Origin of the sequence: Mycobacterium sp. 3519A (assembly GCF_900240945.1) — a bacterium.
Taxonomy (GTDB): domain Bacteria; phylum Actinomycetota; class Actinomycetes; order Mycobacteriales; family Mycobacteriaceae; genus Mycobacterium.
The window spans coordinates 186,193-204,971 of sequence record NZ_OESG01000013.1 but is presented as its reverse complement, the minus strand read 5'-3'; the positions used below and the strand labels follow the sequence as shown (position 1 = coordinate 204,971).

Annotated in this window: 21 protein-coding genes and 1 tRNA gene; 14 read left to right on the top strand and 8 right to left on the bottom strand. The window is 66.8% G+C overall.

The features are described 5' to 3' along the window. Positions 1 to 30 precede the first annotated feature (30 nt). A complete protein-coding gene (locus tag C1A30_RS08905; RefSeq protein ID WP_101947916.1) occupies positions 31 to 552 on the top strand; it encodes a DUF488 family protein in 522 nt (173 codons plus the stop codon). On the opposite strand, the gene C1A30_RS08900 is transcribed toward C1A30_RS08905, so the two are convergent. Beyond that, positions 553 to 647, bottom strand: a tRNA-Sec gene (locus C1A30_RS08900). Between the two features lie 41 nt (positions 648 to 688). Here C1A30_RS08900 and selD point away from each other — a divergent pair. Next, positions 689 to 1,681 carry a selenide, water dikinase SelD gene (selD, locus tag C1A30_RS08895; RefSeq protein ID WP_101947915.1) on the top strand — a complete coding sequence of 331 codons (993 nt, stop codon included), beginning with the start codon at positions 689 to 691 and terminating at the stop codon, positions 1,679 to 1,681. On the opposite strand, the gene C1A30_RS08890 is transcribed toward selD, so the two are convergent. After that, positions 1,651 to 2,280, bottom strand: coding sequence for a rhomboid-like protein (locus C1A30_RS08890; protein ID WP_101947914.1), 630 nt, complete (start codon positions 2,278 to 2,280; stop codon positions 1,651 to 1,653). The two genes, selD and C1A30_RS08890, sit on opposite strands and share 31 nt — an antisense overlap. Next, positions 2,261 to 3,076 (bottom strand): formate/nitrite transporter family protein, encoded by an 816-nt coding sequence (locus C1A30_RS08885; protein ID WP_101947913.1) that lies wholly within the window; start codon positions 3,074 to 3,076, stop codon positions 2,261 to 2,263. Before C1A30_RS08885 ends, C1A30_RS08890 begins: the two co-directional genes overlap by 20 nt. A 210-nt stretch (positions 3,077 to 3,286) precedes the next feature. Here C1A30_RS08885 and C1A30_RS08880 point away from each other — a divergent pair, with 210 nt between their 5' ends. Next, positions 3,287 to 4,576, top strand: coding sequence for a DEAD/DEAH box helicase (locus C1A30_RS08880; RefSeq protein WP_101950069.1), 1,290 nt, complete (start codon positions 3,287 to 3,289; stop codon positions 4,574 to 4,576). A 68-nt stretch (positions 4,577 to 4,644) separates the two neighbouring features. Beyond that, positions 4,645 to 4,848 carry a cold-shock protein gene (locus C1A30_RS08875; protein ID WP_101947912.1) on the top strand — a complete coding sequence of 68 codons (204 nt, stop codon included), beginning with the start codon at positions 4,645 to 4,647 and terminating at the stop codon, positions 4,846 to 4,848. A 59-nt stretch (positions 4,849 to 4,907) separates the two neighbouring features. Here the strand turns inward: C1A30_RS08875 and C1A30_RS08870 are convergent, their stop codons facing one another. Together C1A30_RS08870 and C1A30_RS08865 are read right to left on the bottom strand one after the other, a co-directional pair. After that, entirely contained in the window at positions 4,908 to 5,414 is a 507-nt protein-coding gene (locus C1A30_RS08870) for a DUF5994 family protein (RefSeq protein ID WP_101947911.1), read from the bottom strand. 220 nt (positions 5,415 to 5,634) lie between these two features. Beyond that, positions 5,635 to 7,431, bottom strand: a complete 1,797-nt coding sequence (locus C1A30_RS08865; protein ID WP_101947910.1) for a bifunctional serine/threonine-protein kinase/transporter substrate-binding domain-containing protein — start codon at positions 7,429 to 7,431, stop codon at positions 5,635 to 5,637. 217 nt (positions 7,432 to 7,648) lie between these two features. On the opposite strand from C1A30_RS08865, the gene C1A30_RS08860 reads away from it, so the two are divergent. The 3 genes from C1A30_RS08860 to C1A30_RS08850 are packed head-to-tail and all read left to right on the top strand — an operon-like array spanning position 7,649 to position 9,152. After that, positions 7,649 to 8,233 (top strand): hypothetical protein, encoded by a 585-nt coding sequence (locus tag C1A30_RS08860; protein ID WP_142392568.1) that lies wholly within the window; start codon positions 7,649 to 7,651, stop codon positions 8,231 to 8,233. A gap of 41 nt (positions 8,234 to 8,274) precedes the next feature. Further along, a complete protein-coding gene (locus C1A30_RS08855) occupies positions 8,275 to 8,757 on the top strand; it encodes a hypothetical protein (RefSeq protein ID WP_101947908.1) in 483 nt (160 codons plus the stop codon). After that, entirely contained in the window at positions 8,757 to 9,152 is a 396-nt protein-coding gene (locus tag C1A30_RS08850) for a DUF2237 family protein (protein ID WP_101947907.1), read from the top strand. Before C1A30_RS08855 ends, C1A30_RS08850 begins: the two co-directional genes overlap by 1 nt. 54 nt (positions 9,153 to 9,206) lie before the next feature. Here the strand turns inward: C1A30_RS08850 and map are convergent, their stop codons facing one another. Continuing rightward, a complete protein-coding gene (gene map / locus C1A30_RS08845; protein WP_101950068.1) occupies positions 9,207 to 9,986 on the bottom strand; it encodes a type I methionyl aminopeptidase in 780 nt (259 codons plus the stop codon). A 48-nt stretch (positions 9,987 to 10,034) separates the two neighbouring features. Between map and C1A30_RS08840 the strand changes: the two genes are divergently transcribed. Further along, positions 10,035 to 10,301, top strand: a complete 267-nt coding sequence (locus C1A30_RS08840; protein WP_101947906.1) for a helix-turn-helix transcriptional regulator — start codon at positions 10,035 to 10,037, stop codon at positions 10,299 to 10,301. On the opposite strand, the gene C1A30_RS08835 is transcribed toward C1A30_RS08840, so the two are convergent. Continuing rightward, positions 10,298 to 11,317: an LLM class flavin-dependent oxidoreductase gene (locus C1A30_RS08835; protein ID WP_235009767.1), complete on the bottom strand. Its 1,020-nt coding sequence runs from the start codon at positions 11,315 to 11,317 to the stop codon at positions 10,298 to 10,300. The genes C1A30_RS08840 and C1A30_RS08835 overlap by 4 nt on opposite strands. 37 nt (positions 11,318 to 11,354) lie before the next feature. On the opposite strand from C1A30_RS08835, the gene C1A30_RS08830 reads away from it, so the two are divergent. From C1A30_RS08830 to C1A30_RS08815, 4 genes are all read left to right on the top strand, one after another. Continuing rightward, the gene (locus tag C1A30_RS08830; RefSeq protein ID WP_101950066.1) at positions 11,355 to 11,858 is read left to right on the top strand and encodes an SRPBCC family protein; all 504 of its coding nucleotides are present in this window, start codon (positions 11,355 to 11,357) and stop codon (positions 11,856 to 11,858) included. Positions 11,859 to 11,865: 7 nt separating this feature from the next. Next, the gene (locus C1A30_RS08825; RefSeq protein ID WP_101947905.1) at positions 11,866 to 12,645 is read left to right on the top strand and encodes an aminoglycoside phosphotransferase family protein; all 780 of its coding nucleotides are present in this window, start codon (positions 11,866 to 11,868) and stop codon (positions 12,643 to 12,645) included. Between the two features lie 145 nt (positions 12,646 to 12,790). After that, positions 12,791 to 13,732 carry a cyclopropane mycolic acid synthase family methyltransferase gene (locus C1A30_RS08820; RefSeq protein WP_101947904.1) on the top strand — a complete coding sequence of 314 codons (942 nt, stop codon included), beginning with the start codon at positions 12,791 to 12,793 and terminating at the stop codon, positions 13,730 to 13,732. 92 nt (positions 13,733 to 13,824) lie between these two features. After that, positions 13,825 to 14,709, top strand: coding sequence for a cyclopropane mycolic acid synthase family methyltransferase (locus tag C1A30_RS08815; protein ID WP_101947903.1), 885 nt, complete (start codon positions 13,825 to 13,827; stop codon positions 14,707 to 14,709). Positions 14,710 to 14,715: 6 nt separating this feature from the next. Here C1A30_RS08815 and C1A30_RS08810 read toward each other — a convergent pair whose 3' ends face one another. Then, positions 14,716 to 15,966: a KasA/KasB family beta-ketoacyl-ACP synthase gene (locus C1A30_RS08810; RefSeq protein WP_101947902.1), complete on the bottom strand. Its 1,251-nt coding sequence runs from the start codon at positions 15,964 to 15,966 to the stop codon at positions 14,716 to 14,718. A gap of 252 nt (positions 15,967 to 16,218) precedes the next feature. On the opposite strand from C1A30_RS08810, the gene C1A30_RS08805 reads away from it, so the two are divergent. After that, positions 16,219 to 17,817, top strand: coding sequence for an aldehyde dehydrogenase (NADP(+)) (locus C1A30_RS08805; protein ID WP_101947901.1), 1,599 nt, complete (start codon positions 16,219 to 16,221; stop codon positions 17,815 to 17,817). 30 nt (positions 17,818 to 17,847) lie between these two features. Further along, positions 17,848 to 18,777: a 5-dehydro-4-deoxyglucarate dehydratase gene (locus tag C1A30_RS08800; RefSeq protein ID WP_101947900.1), complete on the top strand. Its 930-nt coding sequence runs from the start codon at positions 17,848 to 17,850 to the stop codon at positions 18,775 to 18,777. Positions 18,778 to 18,779: the final 2 nt, after the last annotated feature.

Genomic DNA, 18,779 nt, shown 5'->3' with positions numbered 1-18,779 from the left:
TCGTCGCGGGCTTCGGGGTATACCGATGGGGTGCTGACTTCGGTGGGCCACGGCGCGCTCGACAGAAACGCGCTGGTCAAGCTGCTTCGCGGGGCCGGCGTCGAGGCGCTGGTCGATATCCGCCGCTACCCGAACAGCAGGCACAACCCCGACGTGGAATCCACCGCTATCGCCGCGTGGGCCGCCGACGCCGGCCTGGCGTACCGGTGGGAACCCCGACTGGGCGGCCGTCGGACGCTACCCGCGGGCACGCCGCTCGAGGACACCTGGTGGAAGGTCCGCCAGTTCGCGGCCTACGCCGCATACACCAGGACCACCCCGTTCGCCGAGGCGTTCGAGGAGTTGGTCGAGCAGGCGCAGCGGCAGCACACCGCGATGATGTGCAGCGAGGCGGTGTGGTGGCGCTGTCACCGCCGCATCGTCGCCGACGTGGCGGTGCTCCGCTGCTCGCTGCAGGTGCGCCACCTGATGCACGACGGCCGACTCGTCGCCCACCCGCCGTCGGAAGGGGCCAGGATCAGCGCGAACGGCGACATCGTCTGGGTGGCCTGATGGCGGAGGCGGACGGGAATCGAACCCGCCAGCGACAGGACCTGCCGCTCAGCGATTTTGAAGACCGCGCCGGTCACCAGACCGGATACGCCTCCCAGACCATCGGTGACATCATCGCAGGCAGCACACTGGAGCCATGACATACCGGTTGACCCAGTACGCACACGGCGGCGGTTGCGCCTGCAAAATCCCCCCGGGAGAGCTCGAAGAGGTGGTCCGCGGGTTGACGACGGCGGGGCCGCGGGAGCCGTTCGGCGAACTGCTGGTCGGGCTGGACGACGGTGACGACGCGGCCGCCGTGCGCATCGACGGTGACCGCGCGCTGATCGCGACGACGGACTTTTTCACCCCCGTCGTAGACGACGCCTACGACTGGGGGCGCATCGCCGCGACCAACGCGCTGTCCGATGTGTACGCGATGGGCGGACGTCCCGTGGTGGCGGTCAACCTGCTGGGCTGGCCGCGCGACGTGCTGCCGTTCGAATTGGCCGCCGAGGCGTTGCGCGGCGGACTGGACGTGTGCAACGCGGCCGGCTGCCACCTCGCCGGTGGGCACAGCGTCGACGATCCCGAACCCAAATACGGGCTGGCAGTCACCGGGATCGCGGACCCGAACCGGCTGCTGCGCAACGACTCCGGTAAGCCGGGCACGCCGTTGTCGTTGACGAAGCCGCTCGGCATCGGGGTGCTCAACAGCAGGCACAAGGCGACCGGTGAGGTATGTGCCGAAGCCATCGAGGTGATGACGACGCTGAACGCCGCGGCTTCGCAGGCGGCGCTGGACGCAGGCGCCGAATGCGCCACGGATATAACGGGTTACGGACTGCTGGGGCATCTGCACAAGCTGGCCCGCGCCAGCGGCGTGACGGCGGTCGTCGACTCCGCGGCGGTGCCGTACATCGACGGTGCACGGGATGCGTTGAAGGACGGTTATGTCAGCGGCGGCACCAGGCGCAACCTCGACTGGGTGCGCCCGCACGTCGACCTGTCGGCGGTCAGCGACGACGAAGCGCTGCTGCTGGCCGATGCGCAGACATCTGGTGGGCTGTTGGTGGCGGGCGAGATTCCCGGCGCGCCGATCATCGGTGAGCTTGTCCCTCAGCGCGAGCGCACGATCATCGTGCGCTGAGGCTGTTCACGGTCGGGCGCCAGCGGTATCGCCGCCAACCCGACGAGAAACGCCGTCAGGTGTCCGACCTCCGTGAACGTCGGCCTGACAACGACATTGGCCGTCAGCGCCGCGACCGCCGCACCTTGGCAGCGCAACCGCCACGGCGTGCGCACATATCCGGACAGCGTGCCCGCCACCCCGAGAAGGAAGTAGCTCACCCCGACGTCACGCGCCGCGACCAACCGCGTCGGCGCCCGGCCCATCCGGATCAACAGCCGCAGATACCCCTGCCCGACGTACGTTCCGACGGTGTGCGCCGCCAACCCGACGAAAAGCCAACGCCACCAACCCAATCGACATTCGGCCGGCGCGACGACGCCCGCGAACACCGGCACGTACGGCCACCACCTGCGGTCGTCGAGCCAGAACAGGCTGGTGGCCAGCACTCGGAGCGGTTCGGTTCGCAGCCGGTGCAGATTGGTGGAGTGCTCACGCTGCAGCCGACGCGAACCCCACCGGCCCGCCGATCGCTGCATCCGGGTGGTGATGAACAGGATGAGCAACCACAGGAACGTCAGCGGCGCGCGTCGCGGGCGATCAGTTGTCGGCGGCGACACGCTCCTCCTCCAAACGATCCTTACTCCGCAGCAGGCGCAACAGCGTCACCAGGACCAGGCCGCCAACCACGTTTCCGACCACGGTATAGCCGAACCAGCGCAGCCAATCGAGATAACCGAACGGCGCGTCCCCGGTGATGAGTGCGCCGAAGATCAGCAGCGAGTCGAGCACCGAGTGAAACAACTGCAAACCGGCCAGCAGAAACGCCGCAGCGACGGCGGCCGCGATCTTGCCGATCACCGCGTCGGTGCCGTGCTGCATGCGGGTCATCAACGTGATGACCATCCCGCCGAGCACCGCCAGCGCAATGTTCTGCGCCGTCATCGGAGCGGTCGCGAAATGGCCCGCCGACTCCACGACCTGCTCGTGCAGCTTTGGGAACGCGAGCATGATCAACCACATCAGCACCCATCCGCCCGCGAGATTCGCGACCAGCGTGCCTGCCCACAGCTTGAGCATCTGCCAGATGCTGGCGCGCTTGGCGACCACCGTGGTGACGGGCACCAGGAAGCCTTCGGTGAACAACTCGCTGCGGCCCAGCATCAGCGCCAGGAATCCGATCGAGAACGCCAGCCCGGCGAGCAGTGGGTCATGGGTGGCCTGCAGGACGGACAGGTACGCCAACACCCCCATCGCAACCTCGGTGCCGCCGAAGAAGCCGGTCACCAACACCTCTCGCCACGTGCGATGCAGGCGCTGCGTGCCCTCGTCGATCATGCGGCCGAACGCTTCCTCCAACTCGTCCTCGATGGGGCTGTCCGACGCGCCGAGTTGGCGCTGATTGGTGTCACTCACAAGGGCTTCCTGACGGTCGACGACTGGTGGTCGGTGAATACCCGCAGGTGCGCCTGCTATGCTTGTCTCAACGTCGGCTGTTCAAATCAACGGCTGATACGTCGTGAGACATTCTCCTCCCCCCGCGCTCATCAGCGCGATTCGTATCGCGGCGATCGATTTTGCCCACCGGCAATCTCGCCACCTCGTGACTCTGAAAGACACCCAAAAATTAGTACTCCCAACACTTTTGCCGATCTCGGCGTGTCCGAACCACTGATCGATGTGCTCGCTGCGCGCGCCATCACCAGTCCGTTTCCCATCCAGATCCAGACCCTGCCCGACACCCTCGCCGGCCGCGACGTGCTGGGCCGGGGCAAGACGGGCAGCGGCAAGACGCTGGCCTTCTCCATTCCGCTGGTGAGTAGGCTGGCCGGCACCAAGCGACGTGCGTCACAGCCGTCGGGCCTGGTGCTCGCTCCGACCCGCGAACTGGCCAGCCAGATCACCGCGACCCTCGAACCGCTGGCCGCCGCCTACCAGATGCGGGTGACCACCATCTTCGGCGGCGTGCCGCAGGGCAAGCAGGTGGCGGCGCTGAAATCCGGCGTCGACATCGTGGTGGCCTGCCCCGGCCGACTCGAGGACCTGATGAAGCAACGCCTGATCAGTCTCGACGCGGTCGCGATCACCGTCATCGACGAGGCCGACCACATGGCGGACCTCGGGTTCCTGCCCGGTGTGACCCGCATCCTGGCCGCGACCCCGAGCGGCGGGCAGCGGTTGCTGTTCTCCGCCACCCTGGACAACGGCGTCGACAAACTCGTCAAACGCTTCCTGCGCAACGAGGTGCTGCACTCCGTCGACACCGCCGATTCGCCGGTGCCCGCGATGACACACCACGTGTTCCACGTCGCGGGCGTCCAGGCCAAGAAGGAACTGGTGCACCGGCTGGCGTCCGGCAGCGAACGCCGAATCCTGTTCATGCGCACCAAACATCAGGCGCGCAAGCTCGCCAAACAGCTCACCGAGTCCGGCGTGCCCGCAGTTGACTTGCACGGCAACCTTTCCCAGCCGGCGCGCGACCGTAACCTCGCCGCGTTCTCTGCAGGCGACGTACGGGTGCTGGTCGCCACCGACATCGCCGCGCGCGGCGTGCACGTCGACGGGATCGAGTTGGTGGTCCACATCGATCCGCCCGCCGAGCACAAGGCGTATCTGCACCGGTCCGGCAGGACCGCGCGGGCCGGTAACTCGGGCGATGTGGTGACTGTCGTGTTGCCCGAGCAACGCCGCGAAACGCAGGCGCTGTTGCGTCGGGCAGGCATTCGCGTCACGCCGCAGGAAGTGACGGCCGAATCGGCCGCCGTGGATGCGGTGGCGGGCGAACGCGCCCCCTATCGGGCGCCCGCACCCAAGGCGGCGGCGCAAACGCCCAATCCGACGCGGCCGCGTCGATCGGGGTCCGCACGTCGTCGTCGCGGTCACGGCGCAAGAACTTCACAACGCAGCGCCGTCTGACCGGCCCTGCTACCGTGATGCGCGGATGTTTTTGGTACATCCGCATTTGAAATGGAAGAAGTAAGTAAATGGCACAGGGAACTGTGAAGTGGTTCAACGGCGACAAGGGCTTCGGCTTCATCACGCCTGACGACGGCGCGAAGGATGTCTTCGTGCACTTTTCCGAGATCCAGGGCAGCGGCTTCCGCACCCTCGAGGAAAACCAGCGCGTCCAATTCGAGGTCGAGCAGGGAGCCAAGGGCCCCCAGGCGGTACGCGTCTCCTCCGTGTGAGCGACCCAGACTTCACAATGGGCTGGTACGGATAACTCCGTGCCAGCCCATTGGCGTTTCTAGGCCTCCTGCGAAGGAACGGCGCCAGCGCGCATACGGGTTGTCCACGAAGCACTTTCGAGTTGCGCAGCGCGCATCACGCATTCCGCGATCTCGAAGAGTTCGGTGTCACGTTCGGCACTCGAGAACGACCTCGCGGCCGCGCACCGCATCACCATGACGCCCAGCGGCTGCGACGTCATGTGCGGCACCACAAGCAGATTCGCGCAGCCGAGGCGGCCCTCGACGACCATCAGGCGCTGACGTCCCGGATGGCCGACGCGCGCCGTTTTGGGTCCGGACACGCTTTCGTAGAGTTCCCGCGGCCCCTGCACGGCCGACCAGTTGATGCAGATGTCGACGATTTCGCCGAGCGGTTTGTGCAAAACGCTGATCAGTTGGGGCAGTTCGTCAGCGAGCGACGACGTATACGGCCACCACGCCCCGTCGATGTCAGAGCCCAGATGTTGGGCGAGCGCCAGCCTGACGGGACGGGCCAACCGCCGCGTCCCGGTCAAGCCGTTCATGACGACGGCGGCGTATCAGCAGTCGAGTCAGGGCGGTCCGAGAACACGGGAGCCTGCACTGGGTCGGCAGACGATTCCTTGTTCGAAACCGCTTCGGGCACATAGGGATGCGAAAACAAATCGGACGATTCCATAGCCTGGTCCTTAACCATGTCGGTTCGGCCGAGATCGTGCGTCGGGCGAACGGCGGCCTACCACCAATCTACACCCCGACGATGTGTCAGCGAATCGCCCCGTTGATCACTGGCGAGGTGATCATGCCCTTCTCCACACCCCACATCGTGGCGATCGTGCGGTACTCCCCCGTCTGGATCACATGCTCAAGTGCCCGCTTCAGCGGTTCCGCGAGCCCCGAATCCTTGGCCACCGGCCATCCGTAGGGGGCGGTGTCGAAGATCTCGCCTGCGGGCTCCAGCACGCCGCCCGACGTCTTGACGGCGAAACCCGTCGCAGGCGAATCCGCCGACATCGCATCGACTTCCCCGCCGATCAGCGCGGTGTTCAAGTCGTCCTGGCTGACGTAGACGACCTTCTCGATGGCCGCATTGCCCGCCTCGGTGCACGCCTGGCTCTTCGCCGGAATCTCTTCGGTCTCTTGGATCGTCGCGTACTGCACGCCGACGCGCAGCCCGCACGCGTTGTCCGGATCGACGCCTGCGCCGACCTTCTGCGCCCACAGCGTGCCCGCCTGGAAGTAGGTGACGAAGTCCGCGGAGCCTTCGCGTTCCTTGGTGTCGGTGAACGACGACATCCCGATGTTGAAGTCGCCGGCGCGGATCGACGGAATGATCGCCTCGAAACCCGTCTCGCGGTAATCGGGTTTGAGCCCCAGCGTCTTGGCGACCGCGTTCATCAGGTCGACATCGAAGCCGACGATCTGACCCGACGAGTCCTTGAATTCATTTGGCGCATAAGGGACGTTGACGCCGATCACCAGTCGGCCGGTCGACTTGATCGCCTCGGGCACCGTCGCCGCGATCTCGGGCACCGCGCCGGACACCGGTGCCGGGGTCGCCGAACTCTCGGCCACGCCGGCGGGCTTGGTGTCGCTGCCCCGCGAGCCTGCCCACTGCCACACCGCGAACGTGCCGAGCGCGGCGAGTAACACCACCGATGCGGCGATCGCCAGCGCGCGCCGCGACATGCCCCCTGCCGATCGTTGTTTGGAGTGCTTGCCCGAGCGACCCGTCGACCGCACCGGCGTCTCCAGCGCACGCCTGGCCGCGGCCGCCAACTCGCCTGCGGTCTGATACCGCTTCACCGGCTTCTTGGCCATGCCCTTGGCGATCACGTCGTCGAACGCCGACAACTTCGGGTCCAGCGTCGACGGCTTCGGCGGCGGCGCCACCATGTGCCCCTTGATCTGCTGCTCGTAGCTCTCCGCGGGATACGGCCGCTGCCCGGTGATGCACTCGTAGAGCACACACGTCAGCGCGTAGATGTCGGCGCGCGGATCGATCTGGGCGCCCTCGAACCGCTCCGGCGCCATGTAGGCCAGCGTGCCGAGCGTGTTGCCCGCCGTCGTCAGGCCCTTTTCCCCCGCGGTGCGGGCCAGCCCGAAGTCGATCAGGTACACGAAGTCGCGCTCGGTGATCAGGATGTTCGACGGTTTGACGTCGCGGTGGATCAGGCCGGCACTGTGCGCGGCATCCAACGCCGTGGCCACCTGCTCGACGACGTTGACCGCGAAGGCCGCCCCGAGCGGTTTGCCCTCGGCCTCCTCGAGCATGGTGCCGAGGTTGCGGCCCTCGATCAGCCGCATGTCCAGATAGAGTCGGCCGTCGATCTCGCCGTAACCGTGGATGGGTACCACGTGCGGGTCGCTCAGGCCCGCGGCGGCCTGCGATTCGCGGCGAAACCGCTGCTGAAACGTGGCGTCCTCGGCCAGATGATGGGGAAGTACCTTGAGCGCGACGATACGGTCGGTCTTGGTGTCGTAGGCGCGGTAGACCTCTCCCATACCGCCCCGGCCGATCAGCTTTTGCAGTTGATAGTGCCCGAATGGTGTCGCATCCACCGCTTACTCCTAGGCAGCGGCTGTCCCCGCTGTGCCGTTTGAAGCTACATCACGTTTGCCAGAAAGTCGTGGCGCTCGTCATATACAGGCCAATTGCAAGTAAGTCAACGCTAAGATGGCGGTGTCCACGTCTCAGCGGGGCGGCGCGGTTGGGTTTGAGTTTCCAAGTCTGGTCTATCCACACCTCGGTGCGCGAGTGACCGAGGAGGGGTGTGTCATGCAGTGGTTGACAGTGGCCTGGTGGCGGTGGCGATTAGCCCAGGTGCGAGGCCGTAACCCGCTGGTTCGCTCCTCTGACCGCGTCGAGGTCGCTGTGCTGGCCGTCGCCGTCGTGGCATTGCTGGCCGTCATTCCGTTCGCAGGCGCAGTCGGCACCGCGGTTCACGACGAACACGCCAAGATGTACGCCGCGCAGAAACTCGACCGGCACCGGGTCGCCGCCACCGCGACGGCCGACAGCAAGCCGAACCCTCGGGGCACCGCGGCACGCGTGGAGGCCCGCTGGCAAGCCGGTGACGTCGAGACCGCCGGGCTGGTCACCTACCACGCACCCGTGAAAGACGGTTCGAAGGTTGACATCTGGGTCGACAAGGACGGTCGGCAGGTCAGCCCGCCCGCGCAGTCGTGGCAAGCAGGCGCCGACGCCGTCGTCGCCGCGGTCGGACTCTGGTTGTGCGCGGCCGGCGTCGCAGCCCTGATGGTCGTACTGGTCAACGGCGGCCTGAGGCACGCACGGTACAACGCGTGGAACCGCGAGATCGTCGACTTGGTCCGGGAGGACGGCAGAACCGGTCGCCGGTGAATCGCGCCCCACACGCGCCGCGGTAGTCCTACCGTGAGCTCATGCCAGAACAGTCACCAGCGGTTACCTCATCGCATCCGCCTGAGCGGCTTCTCCGCGCGGTCAACCCCGCGCTGAAGTTCTTGCTGCGCACCCCGCTTGCCGGCGCCGCCCGCAAGCAGCTGATGGTGCTGAACTTCACGGGCCGCAAGTCGGGCAATCGGTACTCGATTCCAGTGAGCGCGCACCGAATTGACAACACGCTCTATGCGCTCGCCGGCGCGGCGTGGACGAAGAACTTCCGCAACGGGGCGCTCGCCGAAGTGCTGCACGACGGCACGATGAAGGCCATGCACGGTGAGCTCATCGAAGATCCCGGGGCCGTCGCGGAATTGGCGCACAAGGTCGCCGAGACCTACGGCGTCAGGCGCGCGCAGCGGATGATGGGGCTGCAGTTCCGGGACGGCCGCATCCCGACGGTCGACGAGTTCAGGGAAGCGGCCGAACGGGAACCGCTGCGGGCGGTGAAGCTGACGCCTGCCTGATGTCCGAGACCTCTGAGATCAATGTGCTCGGTGAACCGCTTCAGCCGTGCGGGACCGAGCCGATGACCGGTTTCTACCGCGACGGCTGCTGCTCGACGGGTCCGGAGGACATCGGCAGGCACACGATCTGTGCCGTGGTGACCGCGGAGTTCCTGGAACATCAGCGGTCGATCGGCAACGATCTGTCGACACCGCGGCCTGAGTACCGCTTTCCCGGCCTGACGCCGGGCGACCGCTGGTGCGTCACCGCGGCCAATTGGTTCCGCGCCTATCGGGACGAATGCGCCGCTCCGGTAGTGCTGGCCAGCACCCATGAGCGCACGCTGGACGTGGTGCCGTTGGCGGCCCTTCGGGAGCATGCCGTCGATGTGCCCGACGATCTCGGCGGCCTCTGACTTCTGGGAGGCCGTATGCGAAAGTGCCCACGTACCGAGCGACAACTGACCTGACTACGCGCGGGCGTACGCGGCGGTGAGCACACGCGGGCCGGATTCGGTGATCGCGATGGTGTGTTCAGAGTGCGCGGTGTTCGACCCGTCCGCCGACCGCAGCGTCCACCCGTCCGGATCCATCACCAGCCGATTACTGCCGCGCGCCCACCACGGCTCGAGCGCCAGCGTCATCCCCGGCTGCAGCAGCAGCCCACGCCCGCGCCGCCCGAGGTTGGGCACGTGCGGATCCTCGTGCATGGTCCGCCCGAGGCCATGGCCGCCGAATTCGGTGTTCACCCGATATCCGGCGTCGGCAGCGACCTCCCCGATGGCCGCCGAGATGTCGCCGAGTCGACCACCGGGCACCGCCGCCGCCACCGCCGCGTCCAACGCCCTGCGCGTCGAGGCGACCAGCGCCTTGTCCTCCTCGTCGGCCGCCTCGCCGACGATCACCGTCACCGCGGCATCGGCCACCCAACCGTCGATCGACACCGCGAAATCAAGACTTAACACGTCGCCGTCGCGCAACACGTAATCGCGCGGAAGCCCGTGCAGCACAGCATCATTGACCGACAGGCAGATCACGTTCTTGAACGGGCCGCGCCCGAACGACGGCGCGTAGTCCCAGTAGCACGACGTCGCACCGCGCGCGGCGATCAGCTCGCGGGCGTGATGCTCGAGCTGCATCAGATTCACCCCGGGCTCCGCCTCGGCCGACAGCGTCGCCAGCGTCTCCGCGACGAACGCCCCGGTGACTGCCATCTTGTCGATCTCGGCCGCCGTCTTCAGTTCGATCATCTGCCACATCCATCCAGCACGGTATTTTTATACCGCTATGCTAACGGCATGGTGCGTGTACCGCTGAGCCCCGAGCAGGTGCGAGCAGGCCAACGCCTCGGCGCGCTGATCAGGACGGCCCGGGCCGGACGCGACCCGGAGACCATTGCGCGCAACGCGGGCATCTCCCCCGAGACGCTGCGCAAGATCGAGGTCGGACGGCTGCCGAGCCCGAGCTTCGGCACCGTGATCGGACTGTGCAACGCCCTGGGCCTGCCGTTGCAGGATGCCGCCGACGCCTGGCACGGCACCGACGGCCAACCGATGGCCATCTAGCCGACCGCGGCGAGCAACCGCTTCAACGTCGCGAGGTGCGACCCATAGTCGCCCTCGATCTTCGCCAGCAGCGTGCTGATGCCCGCTTCTCGATACAGCTTCAGTCGCTGCTCGATCTGCTCTTGTGTGCCAACCAGATTCGTCAGCCGACCGAGGTCGAGCGGCACCGCCCGCCGCGCCTCGTCCCGCTGTCCGCTCTGCCACAGCTCGGCCACCCTGGCGACCTCGTCGCCATAACCCAACCGGGTGAACGCGTCGTTGTAGAAGTTGCGGCCCTTGACGCCCATCGCCCCGATCGTGAACGCATAACCCTCCGCATGCCTGCGCGCGGCGGCCGAGGCGGCCGCTTCGTCGTCGTGGAACTCGACCGCGACCGGCGCCACCAGATCCAGGTCCGCCAAGCTCCGCCCCGCCTGCTGCGCGCCCTCGCGCAGCGGCTCGAGGAACACCTCCGCCGCTTCCGGGATGAACGCATTGCCCAGCCACCCGTCGGCCATTTCGCCGGTCAGGCGCAGGTTGCGCGGACCCATGGCGGCCACGTACACCGGCACGTGCCTTGGCCGGACCTGCGGCCTCAGCGCCGCCCCGCTGCTGTCCGGCAGCGGCAGCGGGTAGATCTCGCCGGGATGCTCGAGTCGGTCTCCGCGGCTGATGATCCGGACGATCTCGATGGTTTCCTTGGTGGTCTCCACCGGCTTGTGGAACCGCACGCCGTGCCAACCCTCCATCACCCGCGGCCCCGACGTGCCGACGCCCAGCAGGAACCTGCCGTCCGACAACTCCTGCAGGCTCAGCGCCGACGTCGCGAGCATCGCGGGGCTTCGCGAACCCAGTTGCACCACAAAGGTTCCCAGTTTGATCGTCGACGTCTTGGCGGCTACGTACGCGAGCCCGGTCAACGCGTCGTAGCCCCACACCTCGGGCGTCCACAACGAGTCGACGCCGAGCCGCTCCGCCTCGACGGCGAACTGGATTGCGCCCGGCAACCGGGGTTCGATGATCGCGCCGACCTTCACCGGGTGCCTCGCTTTCCGACCGTGGCATGCTGCAACGGTGCGTTACCGTGATCAGCCCACCATAGAAGTGACGCAGCGCGTGCGGTGCGATCCGGCGACCGCATGGAGCTACGTCACCGACATCACGTTGTCCGAGCGGTGCTCCAACGAACTGCAGTCCACCGAATGGCTCGACGGCGCCCATCGCGTCGAGCTCGGCGCCCGCTTCCGCGGCCGCAGCCGCCACGACGCGTTCGGCGACTGGGAGACGGTGTGCGAGGTCGTCGAGGTCGACGACCAGCGCCGGTGGGTCTGGAACGTCATCGGCCCCGAGGGGGTCAGCGCCACATGGGGTTTCGAGGTGGAGCCCACCAGCGACGGCGTGTTGATCCGGCAATGGGGCCGGATGGGGCCAGGACCGTCGGGCTTGACGCCCGGCATCGCCGCGCAGCCGGACAAGGAAGCCAGGATCGTCTCCCGGCGGCTGACCGAATGGCAGCAGAACATGGCGGCCAATCTCGAGTGGATCCGGTCGCAGGTCGAGGGCGAGACGGGTCAGTAGACGCCCGGTGAACGAGCTCCTGGAGCAGTGGCGGCTGCGCAGCGACGGGGAACCGATCAGCAGGCCGGGTTCGGTGGTGCTGCCGGTGACGACGTCCGACGGCGTGCCCGCCGTGCTGAAGATCGGCGGCGGCTCCGAGCATGAGCACCTGGTGCTGCGGCGATGGGGCGGCGCTGGCGCGGCGCGGCTGCTGTCCGCCGACCCGCGGCAGCACGCCGTGCTGCTGGAGCGGCTGCATCCGGACAGCCTGGAAACCCTGCCCGACGTCGACGCGTGCGAGGTGGTGGCAGGCCTCTACCGTCGGCTCCACGTTGCCGCACTGCCCCAACTGCCCACCCTCACTTCATCTCTCGAGCAATGGATCGGCGAATTCGAAGCCTTGCCGCGCAGCGCGGCGATCCCGCATCGCCTCGTCGAGCAGGCGGTTTCGCTGAGCCGCGATCTGGTCGGCCAACCGGCCGACACCGTCGTGCACGGCAACCTCCACTACGCGAACGTCCTTGCCGCCGACCGGGAACCGTGGCTCGCGATCGCGCCGCGGCCCGCGAACGGCGATCCGCACTACGAGCTGGCGCCGATGCTCCTGCACCGGTGGGACGAGCTCACAGGCGGCATCCGCGACGGCGTGCGGCGACGCTTCTACACGCTGGTCGACGCGGCCGGTTTCGACGAAGACAAAGCCCGCGCCTGGGTGCTGGTCCGCGTCGTACGCCAGGCCGTCCGCGAACTCTCCGACACCGCCGCGCTGACCAAGTACGTTGCGCTGGCAAAAGCCGTCCAGGACTAGCCAGGATTTGCTCGGCGACGTCAATTGCGAATCGACTTCGGTTGGGTACCAACGATCTTGAACCGCAGGCGTAATCTCGCCTCAAGTGTTCAAGCAGCTGACACTGAACCAACCGCCCGTTTCGACCTCCGGACAGGATGTAACAGTGGCAGACACAACCAGCCAAGCCCAGGTCAAACCGGTCCCGCCCGCCCAGTCCAAGTGGCTGTCCAAGTCAGCGGCGCAGACCCGCGGCTCGGACAAGAACGAAGTGCAGTTCCACTACGACATCTCGAACGACTTCTTCAAGCTCTGGCAGGACCCGACGCAGACGTATAGCTGCGCCTACTTCGAGCGCGACGACATGACGCTCGAGCAGGCGCAGATGGCCAAGGTCGACCTGTCGCTCGGCAAGCTCGGCCTGCAGCCAGGCATGACACTGCTCGACATCGGCTGCGGCTGGGGGTCGACGATCGCCCGCGCGGTGGAGAAGTACGACGTCAACGTCATCGGCCTGACGCTGTCGGAGAACCAGAAGCGCCACATCGAGGACTACTGGTTCGCCAACCTCAAGAGCGACCGCAAGATGGAGGTCCGGCTGCAGCCGTGGGAGGAGTTCGAGGGCCGGGTCGACCGGATCGTGTCGATCGGCGCGTTCGAGCACTTCGGCTTCAACAAGTACGACGACTACTTCAAGAACACGTTCAGTTGGCTGCCCGACGACGGAGTGATGCTGCTACACACGATCATCATTCCGAGCGACGAGGAGATCAAAGCCAAAAAATTGCCGCTGACGATGTCCAACGTCCGCTTCATCAAATTCATCATGGACGAGATCTACCCGGGCGGCCGGCTGCCGCTGGCGTCGATGGTGAAGGAGCACGCGGTGGCGGCCGGCTACACCGTGACACGTGAGCAACACCTTCAGTCGCACTATGTTCGGACGCTGGACACCTGGGCGGCAAATCTCGAATCGAAGAAGGACGAGGCCATCGCGATCACGTCCGAACAGATCTACGAACGCTTCATGAAGTACCTGACGGGCTGCGCCGACCTCTTCCGCAACGGCTACACCGACGTTTGCCAGTTCACGTGCGAGAAGGGCTAATTGGGCCGCAAAACGAAACCTGAGGTAGAACAAAGGGGGGGTCAGTCCGTCAGCGATCGCACAGCGATCTGTCCGGAGGAGGTCGGTAACAGGTGGCCAACAGCAGCGCGAGTTCAACGCCGTTGCGTCCCAAATTCGAGGAAATCCAAGCCCACTACGACCTTTCCGATGATTTCTTCGGGACCTTCCAGGACCCGTCGCGGACCTACAGTTGCGCCTTCTTCGAGCGTGACGACATGTCTTTAGAAGACGCGCAGATGGCCAAGATCGATCTCGCGCTGAACAAACTCGACCTGCAGCCGGGGATGACGCTGCTGGATGTCGGCTGCGGCTGGGGTTCGGTGATGAAACGCGCCGTCGAAAAGTACGACGTCAACGTGATCGGCCTGACGCTGAGCAAGAACCAAAGCGTGTACTGCCAGCACCTGCTGCAGGAGATGGATTCGCAGCGTTCGCGTGAGGTCTTCCTGCGGGGGTGGGAGGAGTTCGACGGGTCCGTCGACCGAATCGTCAGCATCGAGGCGTTCGAGGCGTTCCCGAAGGACCGGTACGCCGCCTTCTTCGAAACCTGCTTCCGCAGTCTGCCGTCCGGCGGCCGGATGGTTTTGCAGACGATCCTGGGGCATCCGCTGAAGCGCTGGCCGGACATGGGCATTCCGATCACCATGTCGGACCTGAAGTTCATGCGCTTCATCGCCAAGGAGATCTTCCCCGGCGGCGCCATCCCGTGCGACGAGGACATCGCCGAATATTCGGGCGCCGCTGGGCTTTCGCTGAAAAACACGCAATATTTGAACGCGCATTACGTGCGGACCCTCGACACGTGGGCGGCCAATCTGGAAGCCGCGCACGACGAGGCCGTCGCCGCCACGTCCGAAGAGGTCTACCAGCGCTACATCCGCTACCTGACCGGATGCTCGGACTTCTTCAACCGCGGCATCAGCGAGTTGGGTCAGTTCACGCTCGTCAAGCCCTGAGCCGTCCTACGCCGCGCCGAACACCAGCGCGACGTTGTTGCCGCCCATCCCGAATGAATTGGCCACCGCGTAGCGGTAATCGGCGCGCCGCGCATCACCGGCGACGACGTCGAGGTCGATCTCGGGATCGAGTTCGTTCAGGTTGAGCGTCGGCGGTACGACACCGTCGCGCAGCGCCTGCACCGTCAACACGGCCTCCACCGCGCCTGCCGCCCCGAGCGAGTGACCGAGCGCGGCCTTGGGGGCGTAGACGGCGGGCTTGTGGTCGCCGAACGCCCGACTGATCGCCCTCGCCTCGGCCAGATCACCGTGCGCCGTTCCGGTGGCGTGCGCTTTGACGTGGTCAATGTCGGACGGTGTCAACCCGCCCAGTTCGATGGCACGAGTGATGGCCGCGGCGGCCTGTTCTCCGGTCGGGTCCGGCTCGACGCTGTCGTAGCCGTCCGACGTCATGGCCGCGCCCATCACCCGGGCCAGGATCGGCGCGTTGCGGGCCTTCGCGTGTTCCTCCGTCTCGATCAGCAGCAGCGCGCCGCCCTCGCCGAGCACCATGCCGTCGCGGTCCTTGTCGAACGGCCTGCAGGCCCCTTCCGGGTCGCCGTTGTTGGTGGACAACAGCCCCATCTGCCAGAACGACGCGACGGGGACCGCCTCGATATGGGTTTCCACGCCACCGCAGATCGCGACATCGGCCTCGCCGAGCACGATCTGCCGCCATGCCTCCGCGACCGCGGCGGCACCCGAAGTGTCAGCCATCACCGGCGAGATGATGCCCGCCTTGGCCTCGCGATCCAGTCCGACGGCGGCGGCGGGCGCGTTGGGCATGTACATCTGCACCGCCAGCGGCGACACCGCGCGCAACCCTTTTTCCTTCCACGTGTCGTACTGCTCCGCGATTTCCTGCGTGCTGCCGAGCGCAAGGCCGATCGAGATCATCAGCCGCCGGGTGTCGACGTCGGGGGCGCCTGCGGTCTCCCACAGCCGCCTGCCCAACACCAGCGACATCTTCTGCATGTACGCGAGCCGGCGCAGTTCGACACGGCTGAGGTGTTCGTCGAAGTTCTCCTGCAGCGAGCCGCCGATGCGCACCGGCGATTCGAATTCGGGCACGAACGGCTTGTCCAGTTCGCGAATGCCGCTGTGCCCTTCCAATAAGAACTGCCACGTCTTTTCGGCGTCCGACGCAAGCGAGGTGGTCGACGTGATCGCGGTGACGACAACGTCGGCGAACCCATCGCCGGTACTCAACGGTGCCATGCCTACCGGATTCCTTCGCTTGCTAGCTGACCGTTTCGGGTGCTCCACACCAGACTAAAGTTTTTAAAAGGTGCCGACAGTCCTTCGCCTCAGCTGTTCGTCGGGTGACCCTGCGGTCGTGTTTGCTCGGTACCCGGCGTTGGGCCGGGCGAAACCGCGCTCGCGCTGGGTCAACCATTAATGCATGTACTGCATTAGTCGGGCGTAGATCGGTCTTGGACAAGCATTGATATGCCTCCTACCGTTGCTGATATGACTGCAACGATGTCCGACACCTCGCGTCTGACCGGTCAGATGCTGATCGCCGGCTCACCTGTGCGCGGCGCCGGCACGCCGATCCGCGGGTTCAACCCGAGCACCGGCCAGGACCTCGAGCCCGCATACCCATACGGCGACCAGTCCCACGTCGACGCCGCCTGCGCGGCCGCCGCTGCGGCCTTCGCCACCTACCGTTCGACATCGTCCGAGCAGCGCGCTCGATTCCTCGAGGCGATCGCGGCGAACATCGAGGCCATCCGCGACGACGTCATCGCGCGGGCCGTCGCCGAATCCGGGCTTCCGGAAGCCCGCATCACCGGCGAGGTGGGCCGTACCACCGGTCAGCTGCGGCTGTTCGCCGACGTGCTGCGTGAGGGCAGTTGGAACGAGGCTCGCATCGACCCCGCGCTCCCCGACCGGAAACCGTTGCCCCGCCCCGATATTCGGCAACGCTCCATCGCCCTCGGACCGGTGGCCGTATTCGGCGCCAGCAATTTCCCGCTGGCGTTCTCGGTCGCGGGCGGCGACACCGCGTCGGCGTTGGCCGCGGGCTGCCCCGTCGTCGTCAAGGCGCACGACGCCCACCCCGGCACCTCCGAGTTGATCGGCCGCGCCATCACCGAAGCCGTCACCGACAGCGGCCTACCCGCAGGCACGTTCTCGTTGCTGTACGGTTCGGGACCCGGACTGGGCATCGCGCTCGTGACCGACCCGCGCATCAAGGCCGTCGGCTTCACGGGTTCGCGCACTGCGGGGATGGCTCTCGTCGCCGCGGCCGCGGGCCGTCCCGAACCCATCCCGGTGTACGCCGAGATGAGCTCCATCAACCCGGTCTTCCTGCTCGGCGGCGCGCTCGCGACACACGGCGCAGACCTCGGCCGGGCGTTCGTCGCGTCCCTGACCATGGGCTCCGGGCAGTTCTGCACCAATCCCGGCCTGGTGATCGCCGTCGACAGCCCCGGCCTCGACACCTTCCTCAGCGCGGCCCGCGACGCGGTGGCGCAAGCGCCCGCCACGCCGATGCTCACGCCCGGTATCGCGGCGAACTACGCCGCGGGTGTTGATGCGCTCAGCGGCGCGGCCGATCTGGTCGTGCGCGGCGGCGCCGGCGACAACCAAACCTCCTGCCGCGCCGCCCTGTTCGCGACCGACGCGAAGAGCTTCCTGTCGTCCGAGGCCCTGCAGGCCGAGGTCTTCGGAGCGTCCAGCCTGATCGTGCGCTGCGCCGACGCGGCCGAGATGCGCACCGTCGCGGAGAACATCGAGGGCCAGCTGACTGCCACCGTGCACGCCGACGAATCCGACTACGACGATGCTCGTCAGCTGGTGCCCCTGCTCGAGCTCAAGGCAGGCCGGATCCTGTTCGACGGCTGGCCCACCGGTGTCGAGGTCGGCCACGCCATGGTGCACGGTGGCCCATACCCCGCGACGTCGGACTCGCGCACCACGTCCGTCGGGTCGCGCGCGATCGAGCGGTTCCTGCGCCCGGTCGCTTACCAGAACATGCCGAAAGCACTGCTGCCGAGCGCAATTGCCGACGGCAACCCTGACCACCTGTGGCGGCGCATCGACGGCCGACTCACACAAGACTGACCCGTAACACCGATCAAGGAGTCCCCACCGATGCACCCCACGTTTAGTGGAGTTCTGTTCTTCCCCGTCACGCCGATGACCGAGACCGGCGAGGTCGATCTCGACCTGCTGGCCCGGCATGTTGGCAGCGGCGTCGACGCCGGCCCCGGCGGTGTGTTCATCGCTTGCGGCACAGGCGAATTCCACGCCCTTGAGGCCGAGGAGTTCGGCCGCGTGGTCCAGACCGCTGTCGACGTGGTCGCGGGCCGGGTGCCCGTGTACGCCGGGGCGGGCGGTTCCGTCAACCAGGCGAAGGTGTTCGCGCGGGCGGCGAAGGACGCAGGCGCCGACGGGCTGCTGCTGCTGCCGCCGTATCTCGTGGAGATGCCGCAGGCGGGGCTGATCGCCTATACCCGCGAGGTCGCCGGCGTCACCGACCTACCGGTCATCGTCTACAACCGCAACAACGCGCGCTACACCGAAGCGTCCGCCATTGAGGTGGCGAAGATCCCGACCGTGATCGGATTCAAGGACGGCACAGGCGATCTCGATCAGGTGGCCCGCATCGTCCGCGCAGTCACCGATGCGACCGACAAGGACTTCCTGTTCTTCAACGGCATGCCGACCGCGGAAACCACACAGCAGGCCTATCGTGCGATCGGGGTGCCGCTGTATTCGTCGGCGACGTTCGCGTTCGCGCCCGACCTGGCGTTGGCGTTCTACGACGCGCTGGAAACTGGCAATGACGCGCTGGCCAACGCGCTGCTGCGGGAGTTCTTCCATCCACTGGTGCGCCTGCGCGACACCGTGCCCGGCTATGCCGTATCGCTCGTCAAGGCAGGTGTCGCGATGGAGGGCACGCCGGCGGGGCCGGTGCGGCCACCGCTGGTGATGCCGACCGCCGACGACCTGACCCAGCTGCAGTCGATCATCGCCGCGGGACGGACGGTGCTGGCCGAGGCGCTCACCGAGGTCGTATAGCG

Coding starts and splice junctions, on each gene's coding strand:
- selD (WP_101947915.1), top strand. CDS start 689: ATGACATACCGGTTGACCCAGTACGCACACGGCGGCGGTTGCGCCTGC.
- C1A30_RS08875 (WP_101947912.1), top strand. CDS start 4,645: ATGGCACAGGGAACTGTGAAGTGGTTCAACGGCGACAAGGGCTTCGGC.
- C1A30_RS08870 (WP_101947911.1), bottom strand. CDS start 5,414: ATGAACGGCTTGACCGGGACGCGGCGGTTGGCCCGTCCCGTCAGGCTG.
- C1A30_RS08860 (WP_142392568.1), top strand. CDS start 7,649: ATGCAGTGGTTGACAGTGGCCTGGTGGCGGTGGCGATTAGCCCAGGTG.
- C1A30_RS08855 (WP_101947908.1), top strand. CDS start 8,275: ATGCCAGAACAGTCACCAGCGGTTACCTCATCGCATCCGCCTGAGCGG.
- C1A30_RS08850 (WP_101947907.1), top strand. CDS start 8,757: ATGTCCGAGACCTCTGAGATCAATGTGCTCGGTGAACCGCTTCAGCCG.
- map (WP_101950068.1), bottom strand. CDS start 9,986: ATGATCGAACTGAAGACGGCGGCCGAGATCGACAAGATGGCAGTCACC.
- C1A30_RS08840 (WP_101947906.1), top strand. CDS start 10,035: ATGGTGCGTGTACCGCTGAGCCCCGAGCAGGTGCGAGCAGGCCAACGC.
- C1A30_RS08810 (WP_101947902.1), bottom strand. CDS start 15,966: ATGGCACCGTTGAGTACCGGCGATGGGTTCGCCGACGTTGTCGTCACC.
- C1A30_RS08805 (WP_101947901.1), top strand. CDS start 16,219: ATGACTGCAACGATGTCCGACACCTCGCGTCTGACCGGTCAGATGCTG.
- C1A30_RS08800 (WP_101947900.1), top strand. CDS start 17,848: ATGCACCCCACGTTTAGTGGAGTTCTGTTCTTCCCCGTCACGCCGATG.